Raw genomic sequence first — 25,305 nt, forward strand, 5'->3', positions numbered from 1 at the left:
ACAATGACACTTGGACCAGAACTTGCGGACGTTGTACTACAGAACGGAGCGACGCTCGAAAACTTCACCGACAGTGGCGCGGCGGCACTCGCCGTCGGTCTCGCCGCACTCGCAGCGGGGTATGCCGAGCGAGGTATCGGCGCCGCCGCCGTCGGCGCGATCGCCGAAGACGACGATATGTTCGTTCCAGGCCTCATCATGACCGTCCTTCCGGAGACGCTCGTGATTCTGGCACTGGTCGTCGTCTTCGTCGTCTAAACACTCCGCGCTTTCTCTCACAATGAGTTTGGACACCGTCGTCGAAGACATTCGAGATGAGGCCCACGCGCGTGCGGAGGACATCCGTGCCGAGGGCGAGGCTCGCGCCGAGGAGATCGAATCGGCAGCCGAGACAGACGCCGAGGAGATCCTCGAGTCGGCCGAGACCGAGGTCGATCGTGAGATCGAGCAGTTGCGCGAACAGCGACTCTCCAGTGCGAAACTGGAGGCGAAACAGAAACGCCTGGAGGCCCGCCGTGACGTCCTCGGCGAGGTTCGTGAGTCCGTGGAGGACGAACTCGTCGGACTCGAGGGCGACAGCCGTGAGGACCTCACCCGAGACTTGCTCGAGGCAGCGAGCGTCGAGTTCGAGGCCGGCGACGACGTTTCCGTCTACGGCCGGCCCGGTGACGAGGCGCTACTCGAGTCGATTCTCGCCGACTACGACGGCTATGAGTACGCCGGCGAGTACGACTGTCTTGGCGGCGTCGTCGTCGAGAGCGCCCAGTCTCGAGTTCGGGTCAACAACACGTTCGACTCGGTGCTCGAGGACGTGTGGGAAGACAATCTCCAGGCGATCAGCAACCGACTCTTCGAGCAATGAGCGTAGGCGCCTCGAATCCGGAATACGTGAACGCTCGCGTTCGGTCACGCCGAGCGTCGCTGTTTGCCGACGAGGATTACCGGAAGCTGATCCGGATGGGGCCGAGCGAGATCGCACGGTTCATGGAGGAAACGGAGTACGAACGCGAGATCAACGCACTCGGGGCCCGATTTTCAGGAGTCGACCTGATCGAGTACGCCCTGAACCGGAACCTCGCAAAGCACTTCGACGACCTACTGGACTGGTCCGAGGGGCGACTCTACGACCTCGTCTCTCGATATCTCCGGAAGTTCGACGTCTGGAATCTGAAGACGATCATCCGCGGAATCTACACCGAGACTGATTCCGAAGCGATCCAGACCGACCTCATCCGTGCGGGCGAACTCGAGGACGGAACGATCGACCGGCTCCTCGAGGTCGATACGATCGAAGACGCCGTCGAGGTCCTCTCGCGGACCATCTTCTACGAGCCGCTATCGGACGCCTTAGAGGAGTTCGAGGAGACCGGCGCGCTCGTTCCACTCGAGAACGCGCTGGACCGGGAGTTCTACGAGCACCTTCTGGAGGACATCTCCCGCGGCCCAGGCCACGAACCCCAGGAGGGACCCGAGGCGAAGTTCGTCGAGTTCCTGCAGGCCGAGATCGACTTCCGGAACGCCCGGAACGCCCTGCGACTCGCTCGCAGCGGTGCCGACCTCGATCCGGCGACCTACTACATCGAGGGCGGCGTGCTGTTCGATCGCGCCGACCTGAACCGACTGGTCGCGGACTACGACGAACTCGTCGATCACATCGAGGAGAACAAACGGTACGGCGACCGTCTGTCGGGGGCGCTCGGTCGGCTCCGTGACGCCGACAGTCTCATCCAGTTCGAGCACGCACTCGACGCTGCACTGCTCGAGTACTCCGATACGCTCTCGAGCATCTACCCGGCCTCGGTATCGGCCGTGCTGTCGTACATCCTCGCGAAAGAACGCGAGGTCGAGAACATCCGCGCGATCGCACGCGGTCGCGAGGTCGGTCTCGACGAAAGCGAGATCGAGGAGGAGCTGGTGATCCTATGAGCCAGGAAATCGCAGTCGTCGGCAGCCCGGAGTTTACGACCGGCTTTCGCCTCGCAGGCGTTCGCCGATTCGAGAACGTTCCGGACGACGACAAGAGCACAGAGTTAGACGACGCCGTCACGAACGTCTTGGACGACGAGGGGGTCGGCATCGTCGTCATGCACGACGACGATCTCGAGTACCTTTCGCGAAACGTTCGCCAGACCGTCGAAACGAGCGTCGAGCCGGTCGTCGTCACCATCGGCAGCGGTACCGGTGGCGGCGGCCTGCGCGACCAGATCAAGCGGGCGATCGGTATCGACCTGATGGACGAGGACGAACAATAAACTATGAGCCAGGCAGAACAAACCGAGACCGTCGACGAAGACGGTGTAATCGAAAGCGTGAGCGGTCCCGTCGTGACCGCCACGGACCTCGACGCCCGGATGAACGATGTCGTCTACGTCGGCGACGAAGGACTGATGGGCGAGGTCATCGAAATCGAAGGGAACCTGACCACGATTCAGGTCTACGAGGAAACCTCCGGCGTCGGCCCGGGCGAACCCGTCGAGAACACGGGCGAACCCCTAAGCGTCGACCTCGGACCGGGGATGATGGACTCCATCTACGACGGTGTCCAGCGCCCGCTCGACGTCTTAGAGGACAAGATGGGGACCGCATTCCTCGACCGGGGCGTCGACGCCCCCGGGATCGACTTAGAAAAGAAGTGGGAGTTCGAACCCGAAGTCGAGGAAGGCGACGCGGTCGAACCCGGCGATGTCGTCGGCGTCGTCGAGGAGACCGTCACCATCGACCACAAGGTGATGGTGCCGCCGGACTACGAAGGCGGCGAAGTCACGTCGGTCGAGAGCGGCGAGTTCACCGTCGAAGAGACGGTCGTCGAACTGGACAACGGCGAGGAGATCCAGATGCACCAGGAGTGGCCGGTGCGTCAGGCCCGCCCCGCCGGTGACAAGGAGACTCCAACCGAGCCACTCGTCACCGGACAGCGCGTCCAGGACGGCCTGTTCCCGCTCGCGAAGGGCGGGACGGCGGCGATCCCCGGCCCCTTCGGCTCGGGTAAGACCGTCACCCAGCAACAGCTCGCCAAGTGGTCCGACGCGGACATCGTCGTCTACATCGGCTGTGGCGAACGTGGCAACGAGATGACGGAGGTCATCGAGGACTTCCCGGAACTGCCGGACCCACAGACTGGGAACCCGCTGATGGCCCGAACCTGCCTCATCGCCAATACATCGAACATGCCCGTCGCGGCGCGTGAATCCTGTATCTACACGGGCATCACGATCGCCGAGTACTACCGCGACATGGGCTACGACGTTGCACTCATGGCCGACTCCACCTCCCGGTGGGCCGAAGCCATGCGTGAAATCTCGAGTCGACTCGAGGAGATGCCCGGCGAGGAGGGATACCCCGCGTATCTCGCCGCGTCGCTCTCGGAGTTCTACGAGCGTGCCGGCAAGTTCCAGCTGATCAACGGCGGCGAAGGTTCGATTTCGGTCGTCGGGGCGGTCTCGCCACCGGGCGGGGACTTCTCCGAGCCGGTCACCCAGAACACACTGCGTATCGTCAAAACGTTCTGGGCACTGGACGCCGATCTGGCCGAACGACGGCACTTCCCCTCGATCAACTGGAACGAGTCCTACTCGCTGTACAAGGACCAGCTCGATCCGTGGTGGGAGGAAAACGTCGAAAGCGACTGGTCCGAGGTCCGTCAGTGGGCCGTCGACGTGTTAGACGAGGAGGACGAACTCCAAGAGATCGTCCAGCTCGTTGGCAAGGACGCGCTGCCGGAAGACCAGCAGCTCACGCTCGAGGTGGCTCGCTACCTGCGTGAGGCGTGGCTCCAGCAGAACGCCCTGCACGATGTCGACACCTACTGCGAACCGGACAAGACCTACCGGATGCTGACGGCGATCAAGACGTTCAACGACGAGGCGTTCGACGCGCTGGACGCCGGCGTTCCGGTCGAGGAGATCACCGACATCGACGCCGCCCCGCGGCTCAACCGGATGGGCACCGCCGAGGAGTACGAGGCGTTCATCGACGAGATCGAAAGCGACCTCGAAGAGCAACTGCGAGCACTGTACTAACGATGAAAGAGTACCAGACTATCACGGAAGTCAGCGGCCCGCTGGTGTTCGCCGAGGTCGACGAACCCGTCGGCTACGACGAGATCGTCGAAATCGAGACGCCAGACGGAGAGACCCTGCGCGGACAGGTACTGGAATCGAGCGAGGGTATCGTCTCGATCCAGGTGTTCGAAGGCACGGGCGGTATCGACCGCAACGCCTCCGTTCGTTTCCTGGGCGAGACGATGAAGATGCCCGTCACCGAGGATCTGCTCGGACGGGTGTTAGACGGTTCGGGGAACCCGATCGACGGCGGCCCCGAAATCGTCCCCGACAAACGACAGGACATCGTCGGCGAGGCGATCAACCCCTACTCTCGGGAGTATCCCGAGGAGTTCATCCAGACCGGCGTCTCCGCCATCGACGGCATGAACACGCTGGTTCGGGGCCAGAAGCTGCCGATCTTCTCGGGCTCCGGACTGCCACACAACGAACTTGCACTCCAGATCGCCCGCCAGGCGACGGTTCCGGAAGAAGAAGCGACAGGCGACGACGACGAGGGCTCGGAGTTCGCCGTCATCTTCGGCGCGATGGGCATTACCGCCGAAGAGGCAAACGAGTTCATGGAGGACTTCGAGCGCACCGGCGCCTTGGAGCGGTCGGTCGTCTTCATGAACCTCGCGGACGACCCGGCGGTCGAACGTCAGGTCACGCCGCGACTCGTGCTCACGACCGCCGAGTATCTGGCCTTCGAGAAGGACTACCACGTGCTGGTCATCCTGACGGACATGACCAACTACTGTGAGGCGCTGCGAGAGATCGGTGCCGCACGCGAGGAGGTCCCCGGTCGGCGTGGCTACCCCGGCTACATGTACACCGACCTGGCCCAGCTCTACGAGCGCGCGGGCCGAATCGAGGGTCGCGAGGGATCGGTCACGCAGATTCCGATCCTGACGATGCCCGGCGACGACGACACCCATCCGATCCCGGATCTGACCGGCTACATTACGGAAGGCCAGATCGTGATGGATCGGGACTTGAACAGTCAGGGGATCGAACCGCCGATCAACGTCCTGCCGTCGCTGTCGCGACTGATGGACGACGGGATCGGCGAGGGCCTGACCCGCGAGGACCACGGCGATGTCTCCGACCAGATGTACGCCGCCTACGCGGAGGGTGAGGACCTGCGCGACCTCGTAAACATCGTCGGTCGCGAAGCCCTTTCCGAGCGGGACAACAAGTTCCTCGACTTCGCGGACCGCTTCGAACAGGAGTTCGTCCAGCAGGGCTACCAGACGAACCGCTCGATCGACGAGACGCTCGAGATCGGCTGGGACCTGCTCTCGATGCTGCCAAAGGAGGCACTCAACCGTATCGACGAGGACCTCATCGAGGAACACTACCGCGAAGACGCCGGCGAGGAAGCCGAAGCCGTCTCGGCCGACTGATCGGCGGCTTTTCGACGTATCGCTTCGATTTTTACGCGTGGCCGTACTCGAGCGGTCGCTGTCTTCCGTTCGGCCGGTGTGTTTTCCGTTCGTCACGCACTCGTCCGGGGCAGAAAGCGGCTACAATTACCGCAATAAACTTAATGGTCGTTAATAGAATGGTACGTGTATGCACAAACCACTGCTCGTGACGGAGTTTCTCGACCGAGCGCGCAAACATTACGGGGAGCACGAAGCCGTCGTCGCAACGTCAGGGGAGCGATATAGCTACGACGAACTCGGTGAGCGGGCCGATCGGTTCGCCGCGGCGTTGCAGGCTCGAGGTATCGAAAAGGGCGATCGTGTCGCCGTGTTGGATCCCAACACCCACTATCATCTCGAGGCAGCCTACGGGAGCATGCAGGTGGGGGCGGTCCACACGCCGCTGAACTATCGGTTGACGCCCGAGGACTTCGCCTACATTCTCGACGACGCCGAGGTCGACGCCATCTACGCGGATTACGACTACGCCGAGAAGATCGAGCCGATCCGTGACGAGGTGCCGACGGAGACGTTCATCACGAACGACGCCGACGCGGTGGCTGGAGCGTGGGAGGCGTTCGACGACGTGCTCGCCGAGGCCGGCACCGAGTACGATCGACCCGAGATGAGCGAGGACGAGATCGTGACGATCAACTATACCTCGGGGACCACGGGCGATCCGAAAGGCGTCTGTCGGACCCACCGCGCCGAGACGCTGCATGCCTACCTCATCTCGATTCACCAGGAAATCCGCGACGACGATACGTATCTCTGGACGCTCCCGATGTTCCACGTCAACGGCTGGGGTCACATCTACGCGATCACGGGCATGGGGGCCAAACACGTCTGCACTCGAGGTGTGGATGCGGGCGACATCTTCGAGACGGTCCGCGAGGAGGACGTCTCTTACCTCTGTGGCGCGCCGACGGTGTTGAACATGCTGATCGACTACTACGAAGAGCGCGCTGCGCCGGAGACGACGGGCGAGCCGGACGTTCGCATCGCGACGGCCGGTTCGGCGCCGCCGGAAGCAACCATCCGAACCGTCGAAGACGAGTTCGGCTGGTATCTCAAACACGTCTACGGCGCGACCGAGACGGGGCCCCTGATCACGACCTCCGACGCTCGCCGGACGTTCGACGACGACAGCCAGGACCGTTTCGCGATCAAGAAACGTCAGGGGCTGGGCTATCTCGGAACCGACATCCGCGTCGTCGACGAAGACGGCAACGATGTCCCCCAGGATGATGCCTCGATCGGCGAGATCGTCGTCCGGGGCAACCAGGTTATGGACAAGTACTGGAACAAACCCGAGGCGACCGAGGAAGCCTTCTCGGATCGACTCGAGGGCTACTACCACATGGGCGATCTGGCGACCGTCGACGAGAACGGGATGATCTCGATTCAGGACCGGAAGAAAGACATCATCATCTCCGGCGGCGAGAACATCTCGAGTATCGAACTCGAAGACACGCTGTTCGAGCACGAGGCGGTCTCGGACGTCGCGGTCATCCCGGCACCGAGCGAGGAGTGGGGCGAGACGCCGAAGGCCTTCGTCGTGCCCGACAACGGCGAGCCTGACGATCCGGGTGTCACGACCGACGAACTCGTCGACTTTACGCGGGACAACCTCGCGAGCTACAAAGCCGTCCAGCGTGTCGAGTTCGTCGCGCAACTGCCGACCACCGCAACTGGCAAGGTCCAGAAGTACGAGCTGCGCCAGGAAGAGTGGGACGAGGAAGATCGAATGGTCGGCCAGGGATAGCTTCGAGTGGCGGCACACGAACCGGCAGCCGTCGATAGTGGTGACCTTTTGTCATCTGTGGCGGTTTTGTATCGCCGTCGCTCCCAGTGTTTAACCGGCTCGGACGAGTGTGTACAGTTGATCAATGAAACGCCTGACTCGTCAGCAAACAGAGACGGAGGAGTCCGAGCGCGAGGCCGCCGATTCCGAGGGTGTTCGGACGTGCCCCGAGTGTGACTCGAGTACGCTCACCAGAAGTGCGGACGGCAGCGAAGTGAGCTGTGAGGAGTGTGGACTGATCCTCGAAGAGGAGACGATCGATCGCGGGCCCGAATGGCGGGCGTTCAACGCGACGGAGCGAGACAACAAGTCCCGCGTGGGTGCACCGACGACCCAGACGATGCACGACAAAGGGTTGACGACGACCATCGACTGGAAGGACAGGGACGCCTACGGTCGCTCACTCTCTTCGAAGAAGCGAACCCAGATGAATCGGCTGCGAAAGTGGCAAGAGCGCATTCGAACGAAGGACGCCGGCGAACGCAACCTCCAGTTTGCGCTCTCTGAAACCGACCGAATGGCGTCCGCGCTCGGCGTTCCACGGTCGGTCCGGGAGGTCGCAAGCGTCCTCTACCGGCGGACCCTCGAGGAGGATCTCATCCGCGGGCGTTCGATCGAAGGTGTCGCGACGAGCACACTGTATGCCGCCTGCCGGATGGAGGGCATCCCACGGTCGCTGGACGAGGTCGCTGCCGTCTCGCGAGTCGACCGCAAGGAGATCGGGCGCACGTATCGTTACATCGCCCAGGAACTCGGCCTCGAGATGCAGCCAGTCGATCCGAAGAAGTACGTGCCCCGATTTTGCTCGGAGCTCGAGCTATCCGAGGAGGTACAGAACAAGGCCAACGAGATCATCGATACGACTGCCGACCAGGGAATGCTGTCGGGCAAATCGCCGACCGGCTACGCCGCTGCAGCGATCTACGCAAGCGCGTTGCTCTGTAACGAAAAGAAAACCCAGAACGAAGTCGCGAGCGCCGCCCAAGTAACCGAAGTCACGATCCGGAACCGCTACCAGGAACAGATTTCGGCGATGGGAATACACGAGTGAGACGGTTTACTGTAAGTCGTTACCGCCGAAACCGCGACCCGTCTGCGGTTTCGCCGGTAAATCGTTACAGCAATCCGTATGAGACGGAATTTCTGTCCGGGGTAGCGGTCGCGATAGGCGGCCATTCCAAACGGTTTATGCCCGTCGGTTGATTACGCCGGAACATGGCGAAACAGCAGACCGAAGTTCGCGATCTCCAGGAAGGCAGCTACGTAATTATCGACGACGCAGCCTGTAAGATCGACGCCTACTCGACGGCGAAGCCGGGCAAACACGGCAGCGCCAAGGCACGCATCGAAGCCGAAGGTGTCTTCGACGGCAAGAAGCGGTCGCTCTCCCAGCCCGTCGACGCGAAGATCTGGGTCCCCATCATCGAGCGCAAAAACGGGCAGGTCGTCTCGGTCGACGGTAGCGACATGCAGGTTATGGATTTAGAGACGTACGAGACGATCACGATGCGTGTCCCAGACGACGCCGACCCATCGCCCGACGAAAACATCGAGTACCTCGAGATGGAAGACCAGCGAAAGATCGTCTAATGTTTCCCGGGGCGATCGACACACGAGGCGATCCATCCGACCGTGATGGCGCGAACTTCGTGGTCGTCGGTGCGCCCCTGGACGTATCGACGACCTTTCAGCCGGGTACCCGATTTGGGCCCCGGCGCATTCGGACGTTTGCGGAACCGTTCGACGATTACGACCGTCGGACCGACCAACAGTTCTCCGAACTCGGCATCTTCGATCACGGCGATGTCCGCGCCTGGGACGATGTCGAGGCCTACCTCGAGTTCCTCGAGGGGACGCTTCGCGATGTCGTCTGGGACGACGCCGTGCCGGTGACGCTGGGTGGCGAACACACCGTCTCGCTGGCGGGTGTCCGCGCTGTCGAACCCGATGTCGTCGTCTCGCTCGATGCCCACCTCGACCTTCGAGCGGAGTACGACGGGAATCCGCTCTCACACGCCTGTGTCATGCGACGGCTGCTCGAGTCCGTCGAGTCGGTCGAGGAACTGATCGTGATCGGCGCGCGCGCCGGTAGCGAAGCCGAGTGGGAGCGCGCCGAAATCGAGGACGTAACCGTCGTTGCGCCCGAAGACGCCGGATCGTGGTCGCTCCCGGACCGACTGACAGACCGTGATCTCTACCTGAGCGTCGACATCGACGTGGCCGATCCCGCCTACGCACCGGGAACGGGCACGACCGAGCCGTTCGGCCTCGAGCCCCGCGAGCTGCGCGATATCGTCCGCGAGCTCGCGCGGCAGGCGACCGGGTTCGACGTGGTCGAGGTCAACGACCGCGATGACGGCCAGGCGGCGTCGCTCGCCGGGAAACTGGTCCGGGAGTTCGTCTTCTCGAGGGCGGATCGGTAGCGCCGACTGCTCGAGTCACGTACCGCGGCTCGATCGGCGGCTGCTGGTGGGCGATCGATACCGCGTCCTTGCAACTGCACCGAATAGCTTGATTGCCAGATCGGCTGCCAGCATACTGATGATGGAGTGGGCCGTGTTCGCCGGTAGTCACGGCGATTGCCGGCACGCGAGGGGAGGTAACCGAGTGTGAGCGAGCTTCCGCCGCGGACATCGATCAAACGTTGGCTGGTCACGACCAATCACAAAGACATCGGTATTCTCTATCTCGGGACATCCTTGTTTTTCCTGGTGCTTGGTGGGGTACTCGCGCTGTTGTTCCGGGCACAGCTCTGGGCGCCCGGTGGCATCGGCTTGCTGGACGGGAGCGAGTAATTCCTGGGCATCAAGGCCTGGGAGTGGAACTACGAGTTTGCCCACGATATCTACTGGTTCACCGAGTTGCAGTACTCGATGTACTTCCTCATACTGTCGGACAGAAGTCAGTGACACGTCGGTCGCGAATTCGCGGCTGTCCTTACGGTGACGGCCGCAGTACTGCGACCGATCGTTGAATAGTTCTGTCCAACAGTATCACGACCGGCCTCCACGCGCTGCACGTCGTCTTCGGCCTTCTGATTGCCGGGTTCATGCTCTACCGGATCGCGAGCATCGACGCCTACCTCGAGGATCACCGCCCAGTCGAGTTCTTCGGGCTCTACTGGCACTTCGTCGATATCGTGTGGGTCTTTCTGTTCCCGTTATTCTACCTCGTGTAGCGGTAGGCACGTCGTGTCGGTTTATTCTCGTCTCGCCGGCGACACTCGCGTCGATGGGCCGAATACAAGGCCCTCGCAGGCCAACGCATCGACATGGAACTCACGACGATCGCCGACCGTCTCGACGAGGAACTGCGAACGGCCGACTACGCCGACCTCGACGCCAGCGCGAACGGGTTGCAGGTCGGCCCCGATAGCGGCGAGATCACGCACGTCGCATTCGCCGTCGACGGCGTCGCAGAGACGTTCGACCGAGCACTCGAGGCCGACGCCGATCTGCTGGTCGTCCACCACGGCCTCTCCTGGGGCGGGTTCGACCGCGTGACCGGTCGGACCTACGACCGCCTCGAGCCCCTGCTTGCGAACGACCTCGCGCTGTACGTCTCTCACCTGCCCCTGGACGGCCACCAGGAACGCGGGAATGCGGCCGGCGTCGCCGACGTACTCGACCTCGAGAATCGACGGCCGTTCGGCGCACTCGGGCCGGAGTACATCGGCCAGTGCGGCGCCGCCGCCGAGCCCCTCGATCCCGACACGCTACGCGAGCGACTCGAGGCAACTCTCGAGACGGGCGGGCAGCCGGTCCGACACCTCGAATTCGGTCCCGACGAGATCGAGACGGTTGCGATCGTCACGGGCAGCGGAACGGACTGGCTCGACGAGGCCGTCGACGCGGGTGCGGACGCGCTCGTGACGGGCGAAGGGAAAGGGAAGGTCTATCACGAGGCCAGGGAAGCGGGTATCCACGTCTATCTGGCGGGCCACTACGCGACCGAAGCCTTCGGCGTTCGCTCGCTCCAGTCGCTCGTCGAGGAGTGGGGTCTCGAGACGACGTATCTCGAGGTGCCGACCGGATTGTAAGCACGCTGTGGACCCGTCGACTCTATTGTGACTCGCCGTTGTCTTCGAAGAGCCCGTCAACGACGACGTCGATCAACGCACCGCGAATAACCTCGTACTCGGAGACGCCGTTGGTTTCGGAGTCGATATCTTTGCTCCGCGTGACAAACGCCAGCAAGCGCAACAGTCCATCGACGATCCGTGGGTCATCGTACTTGAACGCTGGATTATCTACCCACCCGTCGATGTAGCCGAGTCGTTCGTTACCGAACTCCTCGATGATCGCCCGCCGTTCGGCGTCCGAGAGCTGATTCTGTAACAACCGGAGCTCACCTTCGACGACGAGTCGACTGATCAGCGGGTTCGATTCGATCGCCTCGAATACCGTCTCGAGGGTCACTCTAACCTGTTCACGTGGAGAATCGATATCCTCGACCGCCGCTTCGAGTTCCGCGTTGAGTCGCTTGCGTTCCGCGATGAGAACGTCGACGTAGAGCTCTTCCTTCGAGTCGAAAAATTGATAGAACGTGCTCGTCCCGATACCCACATCGTCGGTGATGTCTTTGATACGCGTGCGTTCGAGCCCGTACTGTGCGAATAGCTCCCGGCCACACTCCAGCAGCGAGGCCCTGATTCGCTCGCGCTCCTCGTCACTAAACCCCTTCATTGCCGTGGTGGTGTCGCTGTTTGGCGGTGGCGATTACATATCTATTCATTCTATAGCTGTCACCGATGCTGATTGTCACGATCGAATCGTCCCCTGGGTGGCGTTTACATCGAGTACTGGCACGGGACAGTCCCTCAGTTCGATACCAGTATTTAGGAACTCATGAATCAAAGCATTTTTGATTCGTGTATTCTTCTGTTCGGGTATGGACTACAGTGTAGTCGGTTCCTCGAGTCGTCGATGGAGCCGCTGTCGCCGTCGTGATGCAGATAGCAGGACGAGTCGACGGCGGTGTGTGGTGGTCCGATGAATCGAGTCACCATCGCAGTGATCGCGCTTTCGGTCGTGTTGGTTGCCGCCGGCGGCGTCGTCGTCGCCGACGACGATACCGAGTTCGACGCGGCTGACGAGATGCCGGACGACGAGATACCCGAGCCGGAGCTCTCGGCCCAGCAAGCCCCACAACAGAATCAACCGCTGCTTCGTGGCTCGCCGAGTATCGACCTCCACGCGCCAAATCCCACGGTACAGTCGGGTGAGACAAACGAGGTCCAGATCCAGGTCTCGAACGACGGCTCGCTCAGCCTCGGGACCGCCGAGGCCCGCGAGGTCGTGACGACGGCCCGAAACGTTCGCCTCGAGCCCGACGACGATACCACGGATCTCTCGGTCAGAAGCGGCGAGACGGCGATCGGTGCCGTCTCGGAAACCCAGCCCGGTCAATCGACGCTCGTCGTCGACGTTCCCGACGACGCAGAGGCCGGCACCTACTCGGTCAACGTCGATGTCTCCTACTCCTATACGTACCAGCAATCGAGCAGCGGCGTCACCTACGATCGGACCGCATCGAGGACAAAAACGATCGACCTCGTCGTCGACGACGACGCTCGGTTCGAACTCGTCTCGGCGACGACCGACGCACAGGTCGGCGACTCCGGCACGCTCGAGGCGGTCGTCGAGAACACCGGCGACGAGACCGCACACGACGTCAGCGTCGCACTCGAGTCGCTCAGCGGCGGGTTGGTCTTCGGCGAGAGTGCCCAGGATACGGCCCGGATCGACGAACTCGAAGCTGGCGAGACGACGACGGTCACCTACGACGTGAGTGTCGCACCGGATACCACCCAGCGCCAGTATACGCTCGATGGCACCGTCCAGTTCAGAACCGAAGACGGGCTCCAGCGCGTCGACGACAGCCCGTCGGTCGGCGTCATCCCCCAGGCCGAACAGCAGTTCAGCCTCTCGGATATCGAATCGGACCTCTACGTCGGCGAGGACGGCGACCTCCACGGCACCGTCACGAACGTCGGGCCGAACCACGCCGAGAACGTCGTCGTCCGCTACACCGACGAGTCGCCGAACGTCGTCCCGATCGAAACCGCCGTCGCTGTCGGCACGCTCGAGGCCGGCGAATCCGAGACGTTCCGGCTGCCACTCGAGATCAGCGGCGAAGCCGAAGCCGTCGACCGGGCGATCGATCTGGCGGTCCAGTATCGCAACAGCGACTTCGAACAGCGTCTCTACGAGGATCTCGAGATTGTGACGAGTGTCTCAGCCCAGCGGGATCAGTTCCTCGTCGACGTTCAGGACCGCGAACTCGCCGCCGGCGAGGAAAAACACGTCGATGTCGAGATCACGAACAATCTCGATCAGACCGTCACCGACGTCGAAGCGCGCCTGTTCGCCAGCGATCCACTCGACAGCGACGACGACGAGGCGTTCATCCAGGAACTCGAGCCCGGCGAGTCGACGACGATGACGTTCGCGCTCGAGGCCGACCCGACCGCGACGGCGAAGACGTACCCGATCTCCTTTGACTTTCGTTACGACGACGAGCGCGGCACGAGCAAGCTGTCGGATACGACTCGAGTCGCGATCGATGTCACCGAAAGCGAGGGGGGGCTGCCGTTGACCCTGATCGGCGTGATCGTGCTCACGGGACTTGGAGCCGGTGCGTACGTCTACCAGCGGAGCTAACGATCTATGACTGATCTCGGCCCACGGATCGAGGCGGCGACGGCCCGGCTCAACGAGACGATCGTCTCGAAGCCAAAGACCGTCATCGTCGTCTTCTTGTTGCTCACCGCGGTCTTCGCGGGCGGCATGACCGCGATCACGACCGACGCCGAGGCGACCGACGCCTTCACCGACGGTCTCGAGGAACAGGAAGCCCTCGACGCGATCGACGAGGAGTTCGAAGGGCCGTTTACGACCGATCAGGAGAGTACCCAGCTCATCCACACGAGCTCGGACGTGTTGACCCGCGGGGAACTACTCGCCATGTTGACCGTTCTCGAGCGCGTCGACGACCGGCCGGACCTTCGCATGGAGTCGGCTAACGGGCCGGCGACGATCGTCGCACAGGCGCTCGACGAGAACGCACGGACGCCGGCACAGCAGCGCCAGGCGATCGAGGGCGCGACGAACGCCGAGATCAGGCAGGCGGTGCGTGCCGTCGCGGACGAGCCAGCGTTTTCGGCGATCGTCTCCGACGACTTCAGCGAGACCGAAGCGTCGGCCTCGGCGTCGATGACCGTCATCTCCCACGACGTCCCACAGGAGTTCGACGACGACGACCTGACCGACGTCCAGACGGCCATCGACTCGCTCGCCGACGAGGAATCGGCCGACATCCGCGCCTTCGGAACCGGTGTCGTCAATGAGGAGTTCGAGAACATCATCGGCGACTCGCTGGCGATCGTGATGCCCGTCGTCGTCGTCCTGTTGCTCGCGTTCCTCGTCGTCGCCTACCGCGACCCGATCGACCTCGCGCTTGGCCTCTTTGCCCTCTTGATGACGATCGTCTGGACGTTCGGCTTTCTGGGCTTTTCGGGAATTCCGTTCGACCAACAGCTGATCGCCGTCCCCGTCCTGTTGCTCGCGGTCGGGGTCGACTTCGGCATCCACATCATCAACCGCTACCGCGAGGAGACCGTCCAGGGATTCGCACCCCTCGAGGCCATGCGAACGGCGAACAATCAGCTCATGATCGCCTTTATCATCGTGACTGTGACGACGGTCTTTGGCTTCGGTGCGAACATCATCTCCGACCTCGGCCCCATCCGGAACATGGGGATCGTCTCGAGCGTCGGGATCATCTTTACGTTCCTGATCTTCGGGCTGTTCTTGCCCGCGGCGAAACTCGAGGTCGACCGGCTGCGTAATCGCTACGGCGTCCCCGAGTTCAACTCGACGCCGATCGCATCCGAAGAGTCCTCGCTGGGTCGCGTACTGTCGATCTCTGCGACCGTCGGACAGCGTGCACCCGCCGTCTTCGTCGTTATCCTGCTCGTCGTCGGTGGTGGGATGGGCGCGTACGGAGCGGGCGTCGACACCTCCTTCGACGACGAGGACTTCCTTCCACCCGAAGAGGAAGCCTGGTACGTCGAGTACATCCCCGAGCCGTTCGCGCCAGGGGATTACACGGTCACCGAGACGATCAACCTGCTCGAGGATCGCTTCGAGGCCAATCAAGACGAGTCGATCACGATATACGTCGAAGGACCGTTCGAACAGGATCACGCGCTCGAGGCCTTGGAGAGTCCGAACTCGGATCCGCCGGAGAGTTTGGCCGTCGGACCTGGCGGCGAAGCCGACGCCCAGAGCATCGTGACGGTGATTCAGTCCTACGCCCAAGAAGACGAGGAGTTTGCCGCATTGGTCGAGCGCAACGACCGAAGCGGAAACGGCGTGCCGGATCGCAATCTCGATCGCATCTACGACGAACTGTTCGCCTCGCCGGCCGGTCCGCAGGCCCAGCAGTACCTCACCGAGGACCGTCGGGGCGCACAGATCGAGTACTCGATCGACGCCGAGGCCTCCCAGGCCGAGGTCGCCGCCGACGGCGCCGAATTCGCCGAGGAGTTTCGCTACGACGCGACCGCCACCGGCATGCTCGTCATCTTCGATGCGATCACGGGGATCATCTTCGACTCGGCAATTCAGGGACTGATACTCGCGGTTGCCCTTACGGCGGTGTTTCTCGTGATCGCGTACGCCATCCTCGAGGGCAAGCCGTTACTCGGCATCGTCAACGTCTTCCCGATCGTCATCGCGGTGGCGTTTCTCATCGGGACGATGCGGGCACTCGGGATGCCGTTGAACGCGATGACGGCGACGATCCTCTCGATATCGATCGGGATCGGTATCGCCTACTCCGTTCACACCACGGCTCGATTCATCGACGAATACACCGACAGCGACGATACGCTGGACGCGCTGACGACGACGTTGTCGGGGACCGGCGGTGCACTCACCGGCAGCATGCTCACGACCTCGCTTGGAACCGGTGCGCTCGCACTCGCGATCACGCCCGTCCTCGGTGACTTTGGCCTGCTGATGGCGATGAGCGTCTTCTACTCCTTTGTCGGCGCCGTCGTCGCGATGCCGCCGGCGGTCTTCCTCTGGGCCCGGATCGACGACGCGGGCTCGATCCGTGCGTGGCTCTCGACGCGATAGGGTCGTGGGACCACCCACCGAGTGGCTCGTTGACACAGATCGGTCGGCTTTTTAGCCCCCATCTCGAGGTGTCGCTCGTGAGCGAGTACGACACCATCTCGGCCGAGGTCGACCACGAAGAGGAGATTCCGGAGGATCATCCCCGCTACCAGGACCTGCTCACGCGCCACCGGATCGAAAACGGCGTCGAGAAAGGGATCACCCACCTTCAGGGAATGCACGCCGAGGGCCGGGGCAGCGCCTTCGACTATCTGCTTGGCGAGGAGACGATTCCGAGCGCCGACGAGGCCGAACGCGCCGCCGCCGCCCACCTGTTGCTCGCGGACCACCCCGTCCTCTCGATCAACGGCAACGTCGCCGCGCTCGTCCCTGGCGAGATGGTTGAACTCGCCGACGCCGTCGACGCCGACCTCGAGATCAACCTCTTCAACCGAACGCCCGAACGCATGCAGGCTATCGCCGACCACCTGCGCGACCACGGCGCCACGGCGGTCAAAGGCCTCGAGGCCGACGCCCGCATCCCGAACCTCGATCACAAACGCGCGAAAGTCGACGCCGACGGGATCTACGAGGCAGATGTCGTCGTCGTCCCCCTCGAGGACGGCGACCGCGCCGAAGCCCTCGAGGAGATGGGCAAGACCGAAATCGTGATCGACCTCAACCCGCTCTCGCGCTCACCACAGGTCGCCGAGGTGCCGGTCGTCGACAACATCATCCGCGCCGTCCCGAATATCACTGAACACGCCCGCGACCTCGCAGACGCCGAGACGGACGAGCTTCAGTCGGTCGTCGAGCAATTCGATCGGGAGGAAGCGCTCGAGGCGGCCGAGAAACGGATTCGAGACGGACTCTAACACAGTAACCCGTCTCACTCGTTGCCATCGTACGGTTCGACCAGCGTCAGGAGATCTCGTTCGAGTTCACCGCCAACAAACTGAATCTGACCCGTTTCAGTCTCATAGTCGATTATCCGAGCTTCCTCCAGTTTTGGAAGGTGCGTATGACGAAGCGCGATCCGAACTCGTTGTCGGTGTTCGTCTGATTCCCGCTTGGCGTCTTCGTCTCGAACCCGGTCTGCAACGTGATCTACGAGTACATCGTATTCCAGTGTCTCCTCGAAGGAGGTGTTCAACGCGTTGAGGATGGCGCGTCGGTGTTCGTCCGCTACTGCCGACAGAATCGTATCAGACGAGATCGGTTTCTCACGCCCCGAAGAACCAGAATCGTTATTAATTGACTGGATATCACGCGTCCCCAGCTTTCGACTCTCATCCATACTCACCTAGCGTTGGCCCAACTGCCTGGCTCTGTTCCATGGTGCATAATGGAAACAGTCAGTCGACGTGGGCCGCTGACTCGGGCGTAAGAAGTGCGTACCTCCCGAACGTACCAATCGCACGACGCAGTCGCTCCGTCACTGCCTGATCGGAAATCCCGATCTCGTCAGCTACCTCTGCGGTCGTACAGCCTCGTGGTATGTCGTAGTATCCCATTCGGACGGCAAGCGTGAGTGCTTCTCGTTGGGGCTCACTCAAGCCGTACCACGGACCGGCCTCGGGGTCCGTTGGATTGTATATACGGGTCATCTTCAGGGAAATGTGGGCGTCCTCACAACAGTCCTGGCACTGACTCAATGCCTCGCGGTCTACAAATCGCATCTCGAAATTCCATCCTTCCGGTGATCCAGTCGCACTTAGTATTTGCCCCTCGTGTTCCAAGATACACTGAAAAAGGTGGTCCTGGCTCGCATCCCAGTCGAGTCTGAACAGCGTCCGGTCCTCGAACACGTCCACTTCCGTGACGCTGTTGACCGTTGGATAGCGTTCGACGGTCTCGAGAAAGCCGTTCTCGACCGGTTCGTAGACCCAGAAGAGCGGCACGGTAGCGTCCCCACTCGGGACGAGCGTTTCGAGTTCGATCGCCGACGCTTGCCCGAGACTGAGAATTTGTCCGAGTTCAAAATCATCGGCCGGGATGCGAATCTCCGTTATCACACTCATGCTCGCTTGTGCGACTAGATTGCCCGGCCGTACAAAAGGAGATGACATGGTGTACCATGGCCACCCAGCTACCAAACGGACTCCTCGCTCGCACCAGACAGTATCCCGGCCAGCAACGGTGCGTTAGCTCGTCCGGAAGCCATGATACACCACCCATGCTGGTTATCCGCCTGCTAGACGAACCATTACTCATGGCGACTGTGATGGAGTTTACGAGTCCTGTAGCGGAATTTCCGCTGGGGAGTGTGTTCGAGAACTTGCCGGGGGTGACGGTCGAACTCGAGCGACTCATCCCACACGAGACGCTGATCATCCCGTACTTCTGGGTCCGCGATGCGGAAACGGAGGACATCGAAGCTGCGTTCGACCAGCACGCCGGCGTGAGCAACATCCGAGTGGTCGATAGCGTCGAACACGAGTATCTCATGCGTGCCGAGTGGGAGCAAGCGTATTTCGGTATTTTGAGTGCGCTTGCCGAGGCCAACGTCGTCGTGCTCTCTGGAATTGGGACGAAAGAGGGGTGGAAATTCGAGGTACGCGGCGAGAGCCAGGCGGCAATCGCCGAGTTTCGAGAGCACTGCCAGGAAAACGACATTCCGATAGCGATCACCGCCGTCCACGCAATGCTTCCGATCCAGGGGGAGGGCTACGAGTTGACCGAGACCCAACGCGAGGCGCTGATAGTGGCCTACGAACGGGGCTACTTCGACACCCCACGCGAGGTGTCGCTCGAGGAGATCGCCGACGAGCTCGACATTACCCAGCAATCACTCTCGTCACGCCTTCGACGCGGCCATCGACGGCTCATTGGAGCGACGCTCGGTAGTTCGGTGTGATCGTTCGGATGGTTCCCTATATTAACCCTCTGTATAATCAGTGCCCGTATTGAACCGACTCAGATGCCTATAATCGGGCAAGATGGATGCAACGGTATCGAGCATATACGAAAGGGGTGCGAGAAGATGACTTCTGAGGAGACCTCGCTTACGTCGAAGGAGGAATTGAACGGGGCGCTGAAAGCCCTCCTTCGCAGGGCCTACGAGAGTGGTATCGATGTGGAAGGGGGATTCGAATGTCGGAATGGGGCCGAACACCCTGATTGGGACGTAATCGTCACGGAAGTCGAAAAGAACGACCATTCGGAGTGACCGACGACGAGGAGTAACCGGTCGTCGCAGATAACGGGTTCGTGGGAAACGCTTGATCGAACTGTCCGATCCATCTCCGGGCGTGGTTCTGGATACGGAACTCGCGCTACTCTACTGCTATCGAAACCCACGCTACCGTCGTGGCGAACTGGTGGCGTCGACATGCAGCGGCCACGATAGACCTGAAACAGCCGGTAGAAGGGTTACAACCCTCGACCGTGGACGTGACACGTAGATGAAAAAATCGCCCGGTTCCGACGATGGGGACGCCATCGCTCGACAGCAACTCGATAGCAGCCGAGACGCCCCAGCGACCCAGATCGTCGAGACGATCGCGACCCTCGAGGGGACGGATGCAGTTACCCTCCCGCCGGTGTACGACTGTATCGACGGGATCATCGCCGATATCCTCTCGTCACCGCCGTCCCCCGAGGCCGATGCGACGTTCGCGTTCACCTACCAGGGATATCGCATCCACGTCGACCAGGAGGGAACGGTCGTGATCCATCGGGGGTCGACAGCGCCGCCCTGACAACGAGGGCAGACAGCATCCGCCGGTAGCGTCTGGCCCAGACGGCACATCTCGAGGCCAACGATTATTTCCCCGGCCTTCGAACCGACGGGTAATGCCATCGCTCGAGCCACCGTGTCTGCGATCGGAACACGCCTCGAAGGGCGCGGCGAAGGGTGCGAAAGTCGGCGGCAAGGTCGGCGGCGTCGCCGGGCCGGCAGGAGGTGCTGTCGGGGCCGGCGTCGGCGCGGCCTCGGGTTACCTCGCGGGGACCGCACGCGATCGAGTCGGATCCGTACTGAAGCCGTTTTGATCGGTGCCCGTCGCCTGCAGTCGTCGCTCTCGATCTGCGAACTCGAGCGGCCAGCGTCGGCCAGCGCCATCGGTGTCACCCGCTTCGGTCGGTGATACCGCGTCGATAAATGCGTCGCACCCGTAGCCTCTGGCATGACTGTCGGCTCCGAGACCACGCTCTACAACGCCCCGCCGACGGATGTCTCGCAAAATCAGGGCGCCTTTCGAACGCACTTTAACTTCCCCGGACGCCTGGTTCCAGGCCACGACGACCACGGCTACGGCCCGCTGGCGACGGTCGTCGAGTCGTTGCTGGATCCGGACACGCTGATCGCGATGCACCCGCATCGAAACGACGAGATCGTCTCCTGGGTCCCGGCTGGGGTAATGCGTCACGACGATCGCGAGGGCAACGAACTGGTCACCGACCGCGAGCACCTGCTGGTGATGAACGCGGGCAGGGGCTTCTGGCACGAGGAACGGACGCTCGCGGACGATCCACCGCTGCGGATGCTTCAGATCTTCGTCCGTCCGCACAGTCTCGACCTCGAGCCCCGGATTCAACACGGTCCGATTGCGGACCCCGTCGACGACGAGTGGCGACACGTCTTCGGCCCCGACGGATCCGACGCGCCCTTTACCGTCCGCAACGCGGTCGACTGTTTCGACGCGCGTCTCGAGGCCGACTCGAGCGTCGACCTCCCCGATATCGACGGCCGGGACACGTATTTCTACGTCTTCGAGGGGGCACTCGAGGCCGAGGGAACCCGCTTCGACGAGCGCGAGAGCGGACTCGCCGTCGGCGACGGTATGGTAACGGTCACCGCCCGCGAAGCGACGATCGCCGTCGCGTTCTGTATCGACCCCGACGCGCCGGTTACGCGCCAGGGAACGATCGGACGGTAGTTCGCGATCGGTTGGGACTCCGCGCGGATCGCCGTCGCTCCACGTGGGATGTAGGTATGTGGGTGGGTAGGACACTGTCAGGCGGCCATCGGTGGGAAGTCATAAATCCGTCCGCTGATTCGGGTAAGCCAACGATGGATACCTACGACCTGATCACGCGCAACGCCGCAGAGGTCGTCACCGACGAGGAGGTTCGCGAACTCGCCGCCGATCCAGCGGGCAAGCGCGCCTACGTCGGCTACGAACCCTCCGGCGTGCTCCACCTCGGGCACCTGCTGACGGCCAACAAGCTGATCGACTTACAGGAAGCCGGCATGGAGATCGTCGTCCTGCTCGCGGATGTCCACGCTTACCTCAACGGGAAGGGGACCTTCGAGGAGATCCGCGACACCGCCGAGCAGATGCAAGCCCAGTTCGTCGCCTACGGCCTCGAGGCGGACCAGACCGAGTTCGTCTACGGCTCGGCGTTCCAGCTCGAAGATGACTACACGCTGGATCTCCACGAACTCGAGCTCTCGACGACGATGAACCGCGCCCAGCGTGCGATGGCCGAGATCGCCGGCGACGAGACGGCGAAAGTCAGCCATCTCGTCTACCCGCTGATGCAGAGTCTGGACATCGAGTACCTCGATCTCGATCTGGCCGTCGGCGGCTTAGACCAGCGCAAGGTCCACATGCTCCACCGGGAGGAGCTCCCGGATCTGGGCTACGAGGCCCGACCGTGTCTTCATACGCCGATCGTCGCGGACCTCACCAGCGGCGAGGGGAAGATGTCCTCGAGCGAGGGCGTCACGATCTCGATGGAGGATTCGACCGAGCAACTCGAGGAAAAGGTCAACTCGGCCTTTTGCCCACCGACGCGCGAGCCGGAGGGCGACCTCGAGAACCCGGTCCTCGAACTGTTCGAGTACCACGTTTTCCCGCGGTTCGACGAGGTCGTCGTCGAGCGTCCGGAGAAGTACGGCGGCGACCTGAGCTACGAGAGCTACGAGACGCTGGCTGCAGACCTCGAGTCCGGCGAGCTCCACCCCGCGGACGCGAAGGGGACGCTCGCCACCTATCTCGACGAGCTGATCGCGCCCGGGCGCAAGAAGCTGCGCGAAATTCGTGGATAACGCCGGCGACTCGACGGTCTCGGGTCGTCTCGGTGTGCTCGAGATCGTCGAGTCGACGGCCGCTTTTCTCGATGGCGTCGGCGTCGTCGAACGACCGCTGCTCGTGGCCATCGCCGTGACGGATCGAAACCTATTATAGGTCGGTCGTCGTTTCGATTGATCAACATGTTCGTTGTCGGACGGAGTCCGTCATGACGCTCTGGCCAGCACTCGTCGACGTCGGCACGCTCATCGAGGAGACGACCGGGTTCGGCGGCTACCTGCTGGTGTTCGTGTTCGCGATGATACCGGCGATCGAACCGTTCGTCGTGATCCCGGTCGCGATCGGGCTCGGGCTCGATCCGATCCTCACGGGGATCGCCGCGTTCGCCGGCAGCGTGACGGCGGTCGTCGCGATCGTCCTCGCTCACCAGCGCGTGGCCGCGTGGTGGCAACGGAGAACCGGATCGGAGCCGGCCGACTCGAGCGACCGGTACGGTCGAGCGCAGCGAGTCTGGAAGCGCTACGGACTGCCCGGGCTCGCCGTCGCGGGGCCGATTCTCGCGGGGATCCACCTCACCGCGCTCCTGGCGACGGTCGCCGGAACGAACGACCGCGTGACGGTCGCGTGGCTCACCGCCGGACTCGCGCTCTGGACGGTCGGCCTCGTCGCCGCGACCGTCGGTGGCCTCTCGCTTCTCGGCGTGCCGTAGGTCGTCCGATCGAAAATACCGGTTAGAATTCGACCGCACCGATTGCCGTTTCCTCTCCGCAGCGAGGACACTCGAAGGACGTCCTGTAATCGTCGCACGGTTCGTGTACCTCCCGACCGCACGTCTCACAGCGCGTGAGCTCCGACGCCTCGATTTCGCGTTGACAGGTCGTACAGCGTCGCCCCAGTTTCATGGTTGGTTGTAGCGTATCACACGCCCTAGTCGTTGCTCCGTGAACGATCATCAAAAGCGTACGCATTGGCCAGTGAACCGAACGGTCACGGGCGGCTGCAGCGATACGCGACGACTCGTCTCGCGACGGACCCTGCCGATTCAAGTGCCAGCACGCCCCTCTCGAGGACATGAACGAGACGCGACGCGCCATCCTCGAGGCCCTCGCCGACGGCCCGGTCTCGGGTCCCGACCTCGCCGCAGAACTCGACGTCTCTCGTGCGGCGATCTGGAAACACGTCGACGAACTCCGCGACTCGGGGTTCGAGATCGAGAGCGGCCCGACGGGTTACGAACTCACCGAGATCACAGCCTACACCGGATCGACGGTCGAGTACGGCCTCGAGGTACCGTTCTCGATCGAGTACCACGACTCGATCGGGAGCACCAACGAGCGCGCACGCGAGTTGGCAACCGACGGCGCGACCGATGTCGCCGTCCTCGCGGACGAACAGACTGGCGGGCACGGCCGCCTGGAGCGCCCTTGGAGCGCACCCTCGGGCGGGATCTGGGTGAGCATCGTCTGTCGGCCGTCGATCGCCCCCGCTCGAGCGCCGTTGTACACGCTCGCGGGGGCGGTGGCGACGACCCGGGTCGCTCGCGAGGCCGGCGTCGACGCCCACATCAAGTGGCCGAACGACGTCGTGGTTCCCGTCGGCGAGGCGGGCGACTACCGAAAGCTCACGGGCATTCTGACCGAGATGGAAGGCGAAACCGATCGCGTCGACTGGATTATCCCCGGGATCGGCGTCAACGCAAACATCGACGCCGACGCGTTGCCGCCCGAGGCGACCTCGATCCGCGAGGAAGCCGGCGACGTCGACCGGCGACGGTTCGTCCAACGGCTGCTCGAGGCGTTCGATGCGCTGCGGACGGATCTCGAGGCTATCGTCCCCGCCTGGCGCGAGCACGCACTGACGCTCGGCCAGCGCGTGCGGGTCGAACGCCCCGCCGGCGAGATCGTCGGCGACGCCGTCGAGGTTACTCCCACGGGTGCTCTCGTGGTCGAAACCGAGGACGGACGCGAGACCGTCTCTGCCGGCGACTGTGAACACCTTCGACCGGTGTGAGACGCTCTCTCGGATTCGGTATCGGTGAGTGCTCGACCGGGGCAGCGCTCACCGGTAACACGTTACACCGACCGGTCTGGGTGTGGCCCATCGCGTACAGCGGATCGATACCATGAACTATCCGGCGGGTGGCTAGTCGGGTATGCCGATCGAAGACCGCGAAAACGCCTCGCTAATCACGCACGCGTTAGCCAAGGATACGCTCTCGAGGCTACGTGATGTCGAAACGGAACAGGTGAGTTTTCGCAAGGGACTCGTCAAACTCGGCCGCATCTGTGGCTACGAGATTATCGACGGGCGGATGGAAACCGAGTACGTCGAGATCGAGACGCCCCTCGAGCCGACGATGGGCGAGCGGGTTCGCGGACTCGACGACGTCGTTATCATCAACGTCCTGCGCGCGGCGACGCCGTTCGTCGAGGGCCTGTTGAAGGCGTTCCCGCGTGCGCGCCAGGGTGTAATCAGCGCGAGCCGGGACGAAGAAGCCGGCCGCGACGGCGACGGCTCGTTCCCGATCACCGTCGATTACGTGAAACTGCCCGAGATCACCGAAGACGATACGGTGATCGTCGCCGATCCGATGCTCGCGACGGGGAGTACGATGTGTACGGTCCTCGAGCACGTCACCGAGAATTCGGTGGAGCCGGAGAACCTGATCGTCCTCTCGGCGGTCTCGGCACCCGACGGCCTGTTGCGCGTCGGACGGGACGTCCCGGAGGCGGACCTCCTCACCGTCTCGATCGACGACAAACTCGACGACGACGGCTTCATCGTCCCCGGGCTGGGCGACGCCGGCGATCGGGCGTTTCGTACGACCTGATACGGTCTGTTGTGTCGATGTCCCGGCGAACCCACGAGCCGACCGTGGTTTCACTGTACTGAGAACTGATACGTATGCGCGCCGTCACGGGTGTCGCATGCGGT

General features: G+C 62.7%; 27 protein-coding genes and 1 pseudogene. 25 read left to right on the forward strand and 3 right to left on the reverse strand.

Translation table 11 applies throughout. From position 1 onward, the window contains the following. Positions 1–3: 3 nt before the first annotated feature. From D8Y22_RS08615 to D8Y22_RS08675, 13 genes and pseudogenes are all read left to right on the forward strand, one after another. A complete protein-coding gene (locus D8Y22_RS08615) occupies positions 4–258 on the forward strand; it encodes a hypothetical protein (RefSeq protein ID WP_141464301.1) in 255 nt (84 codons plus the stop codon). 22 nt (positions 259–280) lie between these two features. Next, the gene (locus tag D8Y22_RS08620) at positions 281–862 is read left to right on the forward strand and encodes a V-type ATP synthase subunit E (RefSeq protein WP_141464302.1); all 582 of its coding nucleotides are present in this window, start codon (positions 281–283) and stop codon (positions 860–862) included. Then, positions 859–1,926, forward strand: coding sequence for a V-type ATP synthase subunit C (locus tag D8Y22_RS08625; protein WP_141464303.1), 1,068 nt, complete (start codon positions 859–861; stop codon positions 1,924–1,926). Before D8Y22_RS08620 ends, D8Y22_RS08625 begins: the two co-directional genes overlap by 4 nt. Continuing rightward, positions 1,923–2,252: a V-type ATP synthase subunit F gene (locus D8Y22_RS08630; RefSeq protein WP_141464304.1), complete on the forward strand. Its 330-nt coding sequence runs from the start codon at positions 1,923–1,925 to the stop codon at positions 2,250–2,252. Before D8Y22_RS08625 ends, D8Y22_RS08630 begins: the two co-directional genes overlap by 4 nt. A gap of 3 nt (positions 2,253–2,255) precedes the next feature. Then, a complete protein-coding gene (locus D8Y22_RS08635) occupies positions 2,256–4,019 on the forward strand; it encodes an ATP synthase subunit A (protein ID WP_141464305.1) in 1,764 nt (587 codons plus the stop codon). Positions 4,020–4,021: 2 nt separating this feature from the next. Beyond that, positions 4,022–5,446 (forward strand): ATP synthase subunit B, encoded by a 1,425-nt coding sequence (locus D8Y22_RS08640; protein ID WP_141464306.1) that lies wholly within the window; start codon positions 4,022–4,024, stop codon positions 5,444–5,446. A gap of 169 nt (positions 5,447–5,615) precedes the next feature. Continuing rightward, positions 5,616–7,232: a long-chain-fatty-acid--CoA ligase gene (locus D8Y22_RS08645; protein WP_141464307.1), complete on the forward strand. Its 1,617-nt coding sequence runs from the start codon at positions 5,616–5,618 to the stop codon at positions 7,230–7,232. 124 nt (positions 7,233–7,356) lie between these two features. Beyond that, complete coding sequence (locus tag D8Y22_RS08650) at positions 7,357–8,322, forward strand: transcription initiation factor IIB (RefSeq protein WP_141464308.1); 966 nt, start codon at positions 7,357–7,359, stop codon at positions 8,320–8,322. Between the two features lie 164 nt (positions 8,323–8,486). After that, on the forward strand, positions 8,487–8,861 hold the full coding sequence (locus D8Y22_RS08655; protein ID WP_141464309.1) for a translation initiation factor IF-5A: 375 nt from the start codon (positions 8,487–8,489) through the stop codon (positions 8,859–8,861). Next, positions 8,861–9,694: an agmatinase gene (gene speB / locus D8Y22_RS08660; RefSeq protein WP_141464310.1), complete on the forward strand. Its 834-nt coding sequence runs from the start codon at positions 8,861–8,863 to the stop codon at positions 9,692–9,694. The genes D8Y22_RS08655 and speB overlap by 1 nt, the downstream gene beginning before the upstream one ends. 186 nt (positions 9,695–9,880) lie before the next feature. Then, on the forward strand, positions 9,881–10,066 hold the full coding sequence (locus D8Y22_RS08665) for a hypothetical protein (RefSeq protein WP_394348199.1): 186 nt from the start codon (positions 9,881–9,883) through the stop codon (positions 10,064–10,066). A 197-nt stretch (positions 10,067–10,263) separates the two neighbouring features. Continuing rightward, positions 10,264–10,449 (forward strand): annotated as a pseudogene (locus D8Y22_RS08670) (cytochrome c oxidase subunit 3); the annotation flags it as partial. 93 nt (positions 10,450–10,542) lie between these two features. Continuing rightward, on the forward strand, positions 10,543–11,310 hold the full coding sequence (locus D8Y22_RS08675) for a Nif3-like dinuclear metal center hexameric protein (protein ID WP_141464311.1): 768 nt from the start codon (positions 10,543–10,545) through the stop codon (positions 11,308–11,310). A gap of 22 nt (positions 11,311–11,332) precedes the next feature. Here D8Y22_RS08675 and D8Y22_RS08680 read toward each other — a convergent pair whose 3' ends face one another. Continuing rightward, entirely contained in the window at positions 11,333–11,956 is a 624-nt protein-coding gene (locus D8Y22_RS08680; protein WP_141464312.1) for a TetR/AcrR family transcriptional regulator, read from the reverse strand. Between the two features lie 306 nt (positions 11,957–12,262). Here D8Y22_RS08680 and D8Y22_RS08685 point away from each other — a divergent pair, with 306 nt between their 5' ends. From D8Y22_RS08685 to D8Y22_RS08695, 3 genes are all read left to right on the forward strand, one after another. Next, positions 12,263–13,933, forward strand: coding sequence for a COG1361 S-layer family protein (locus D8Y22_RS08685; protein WP_174811807.1), 1,671 nt, complete (start codon positions 12,263–12,265; stop codon positions 13,931–13,933). 6 nt (positions 13,934–13,939) lie between these two features. Beyond that, on the forward strand, positions 13,940–16,414 hold the full coding sequence (locus D8Y22_RS08690; RefSeq protein ID WP_141464313.1) for an efflux RND transporter permease subunit: 2,475 nt from the start codon (positions 13,940–13,942) through the stop codon (positions 16,412–16,414). Between the two features lie 77 nt (positions 16,415–16,491). Next, positions 16,492–17,268, forward strand: a complete 777-nt coding sequence (locus D8Y22_RS08695; protein WP_141464314.1) for a 4-phosphopantoate--beta-alanine ligase — start codon at positions 16,492–16,494, stop codon at positions 17,266–17,268. A 14-nt stretch (positions 17,269–17,282) separates the two neighbouring features. Here the strand turns inward: D8Y22_RS08695 and D8Y22_RS23495 are convergent, their stop codons facing one another. Further along, on the reverse strand, positions 17,283–17,690 hold the full coding sequence (locus tag D8Y22_RS23495) for a DUF7344 domain-containing protein (protein ID WP_449421051.1): 408 nt from the start codon (positions 17,688–17,690) through the stop codon (positions 17,283–17,285). 58 nt (positions 17,691–17,748) lie between these two features. Next, positions 17,749–18,414: a helix-turn-helix domain-containing protein gene (locus D8Y22_RS08705; protein WP_141464315.1), complete on the reverse strand. Its 666-nt coding sequence runs from the start codon at positions 18,412–18,414 to the stop codon at positions 17,749–17,751. Between the two features lie 191 nt (positions 18,415–18,605). Here D8Y22_RS08705 and D8Y22_RS08710 point away from each other — a divergent pair, with 191 nt between their 5' ends. The 9 genes from D8Y22_RS08710 to upp all read left to right on the forward strand — a co-directional run bounded on the left by D8Y22_RS08710 (position 18,606) and on the right by upp (position 25,201). Further along, the gene (locus tag D8Y22_RS08710) at positions 18,606–19,250 is read left to right on the forward strand and encodes a helix-turn-helix domain-containing protein (protein ID WP_141464316.1); all 645 of its coding nucleotides are present in this window, start codon (positions 18,606–18,608) and stop codon (positions 19,248–19,250) included. 126 nt (positions 19,251–19,376) lie between these two features. Continuing rightward, a complete protein-coding gene (locus tag D8Y22_RS08715) occupies positions 19,377–19,562 on the forward strand; it encodes a hypothetical protein (RefSeq protein WP_141464317.1) in 186 nt (61 codons plus the stop codon). Positions 19,563–19,797: 235 nt separating this feature from the next. Further along, positions 19,798–20,094 carry a HalOD1 output domain-containing protein gene (locus D8Y22_RS08720; protein WP_141464318.1) on the forward strand — a complete coding sequence of 99 codons (297 nt, stop codon included), beginning with the start codon at positions 19,798–19,800 and terminating at the stop codon, positions 20,092–20,094. Positions 20,095–20,188: 94 nt separating this feature from the next. Next, a complete protein-coding gene (locus D8Y22_RS08725; protein WP_141464319.1) occupies positions 20,189–20,386 on the forward strand; it encodes a hypothetical protein in 198 nt (65 codons plus the stop codon). A 134-nt stretch (positions 20,387–20,520) separates the two neighbouring features. Next, positions 20,521–21,273, forward strand: a complete 753-nt coding sequence (locus tag D8Y22_RS08730; RefSeq protein ID WP_141464320.1) for a pirin family protein — start codon at positions 20,521–20,523, stop codon at positions 21,271–21,273. A gap of 134 nt (positions 21,274–21,407) precedes the next feature. Further along, a complete protein-coding gene (locus D8Y22_RS08735; RefSeq protein WP_141464321.1) occupies positions 21,408–22,388 on the forward strand; it encodes a tyrosine--tRNA ligase in 981 nt (326 codons plus the stop codon). A gap of 191 nt (positions 22,389–22,579) precedes the next feature. Then, positions 22,580–23,080, forward strand: a complete 501-nt coding sequence (locus D8Y22_RS08740) for a small multi-drug export protein (protein ID WP_141464322.1) — start codon at positions 22,580–22,582, stop codon at positions 23,078–23,080. Positions 23,081–23,442: 362 nt separating this feature from the next. Further along, on the forward strand, positions 23,443–24,381 hold the full coding sequence (locus D8Y22_RS08745; RefSeq protein ID WP_141464323.1) for a biotin--[acetyl-CoA-carboxylase] ligase: 939 nt from the start codon (positions 23,443–23,445) through the stop codon (positions 24,379–24,381). 142 nt (positions 24,382–24,523) lie between these two features. Continuing rightward, the gene (upp, locus tag D8Y22_RS08750) at positions 24,524–25,201 is read left to right on the forward strand and encodes a uracil phosphoribosyltransferase (RefSeq protein ID WP_141464324.1); all 678 of its coding nucleotides are present in this window, start codon (positions 24,524–24,526) and stop codon (positions 25,199–25,201) included. Positions 25,202–25,305: the final 104 nt, after the last annotated feature.

It is taken from the genome of Salinadaptatus halalkaliphilus (assembly GCF_006543045.1).
GTDB classification, from domain to species: domain Archaea; phylum Halobacteriota; class Halobacteria; order Halobacteriales; family Natrialbaceae; genus Salinadaptatus; species Salinadaptatus halalkaliphilus.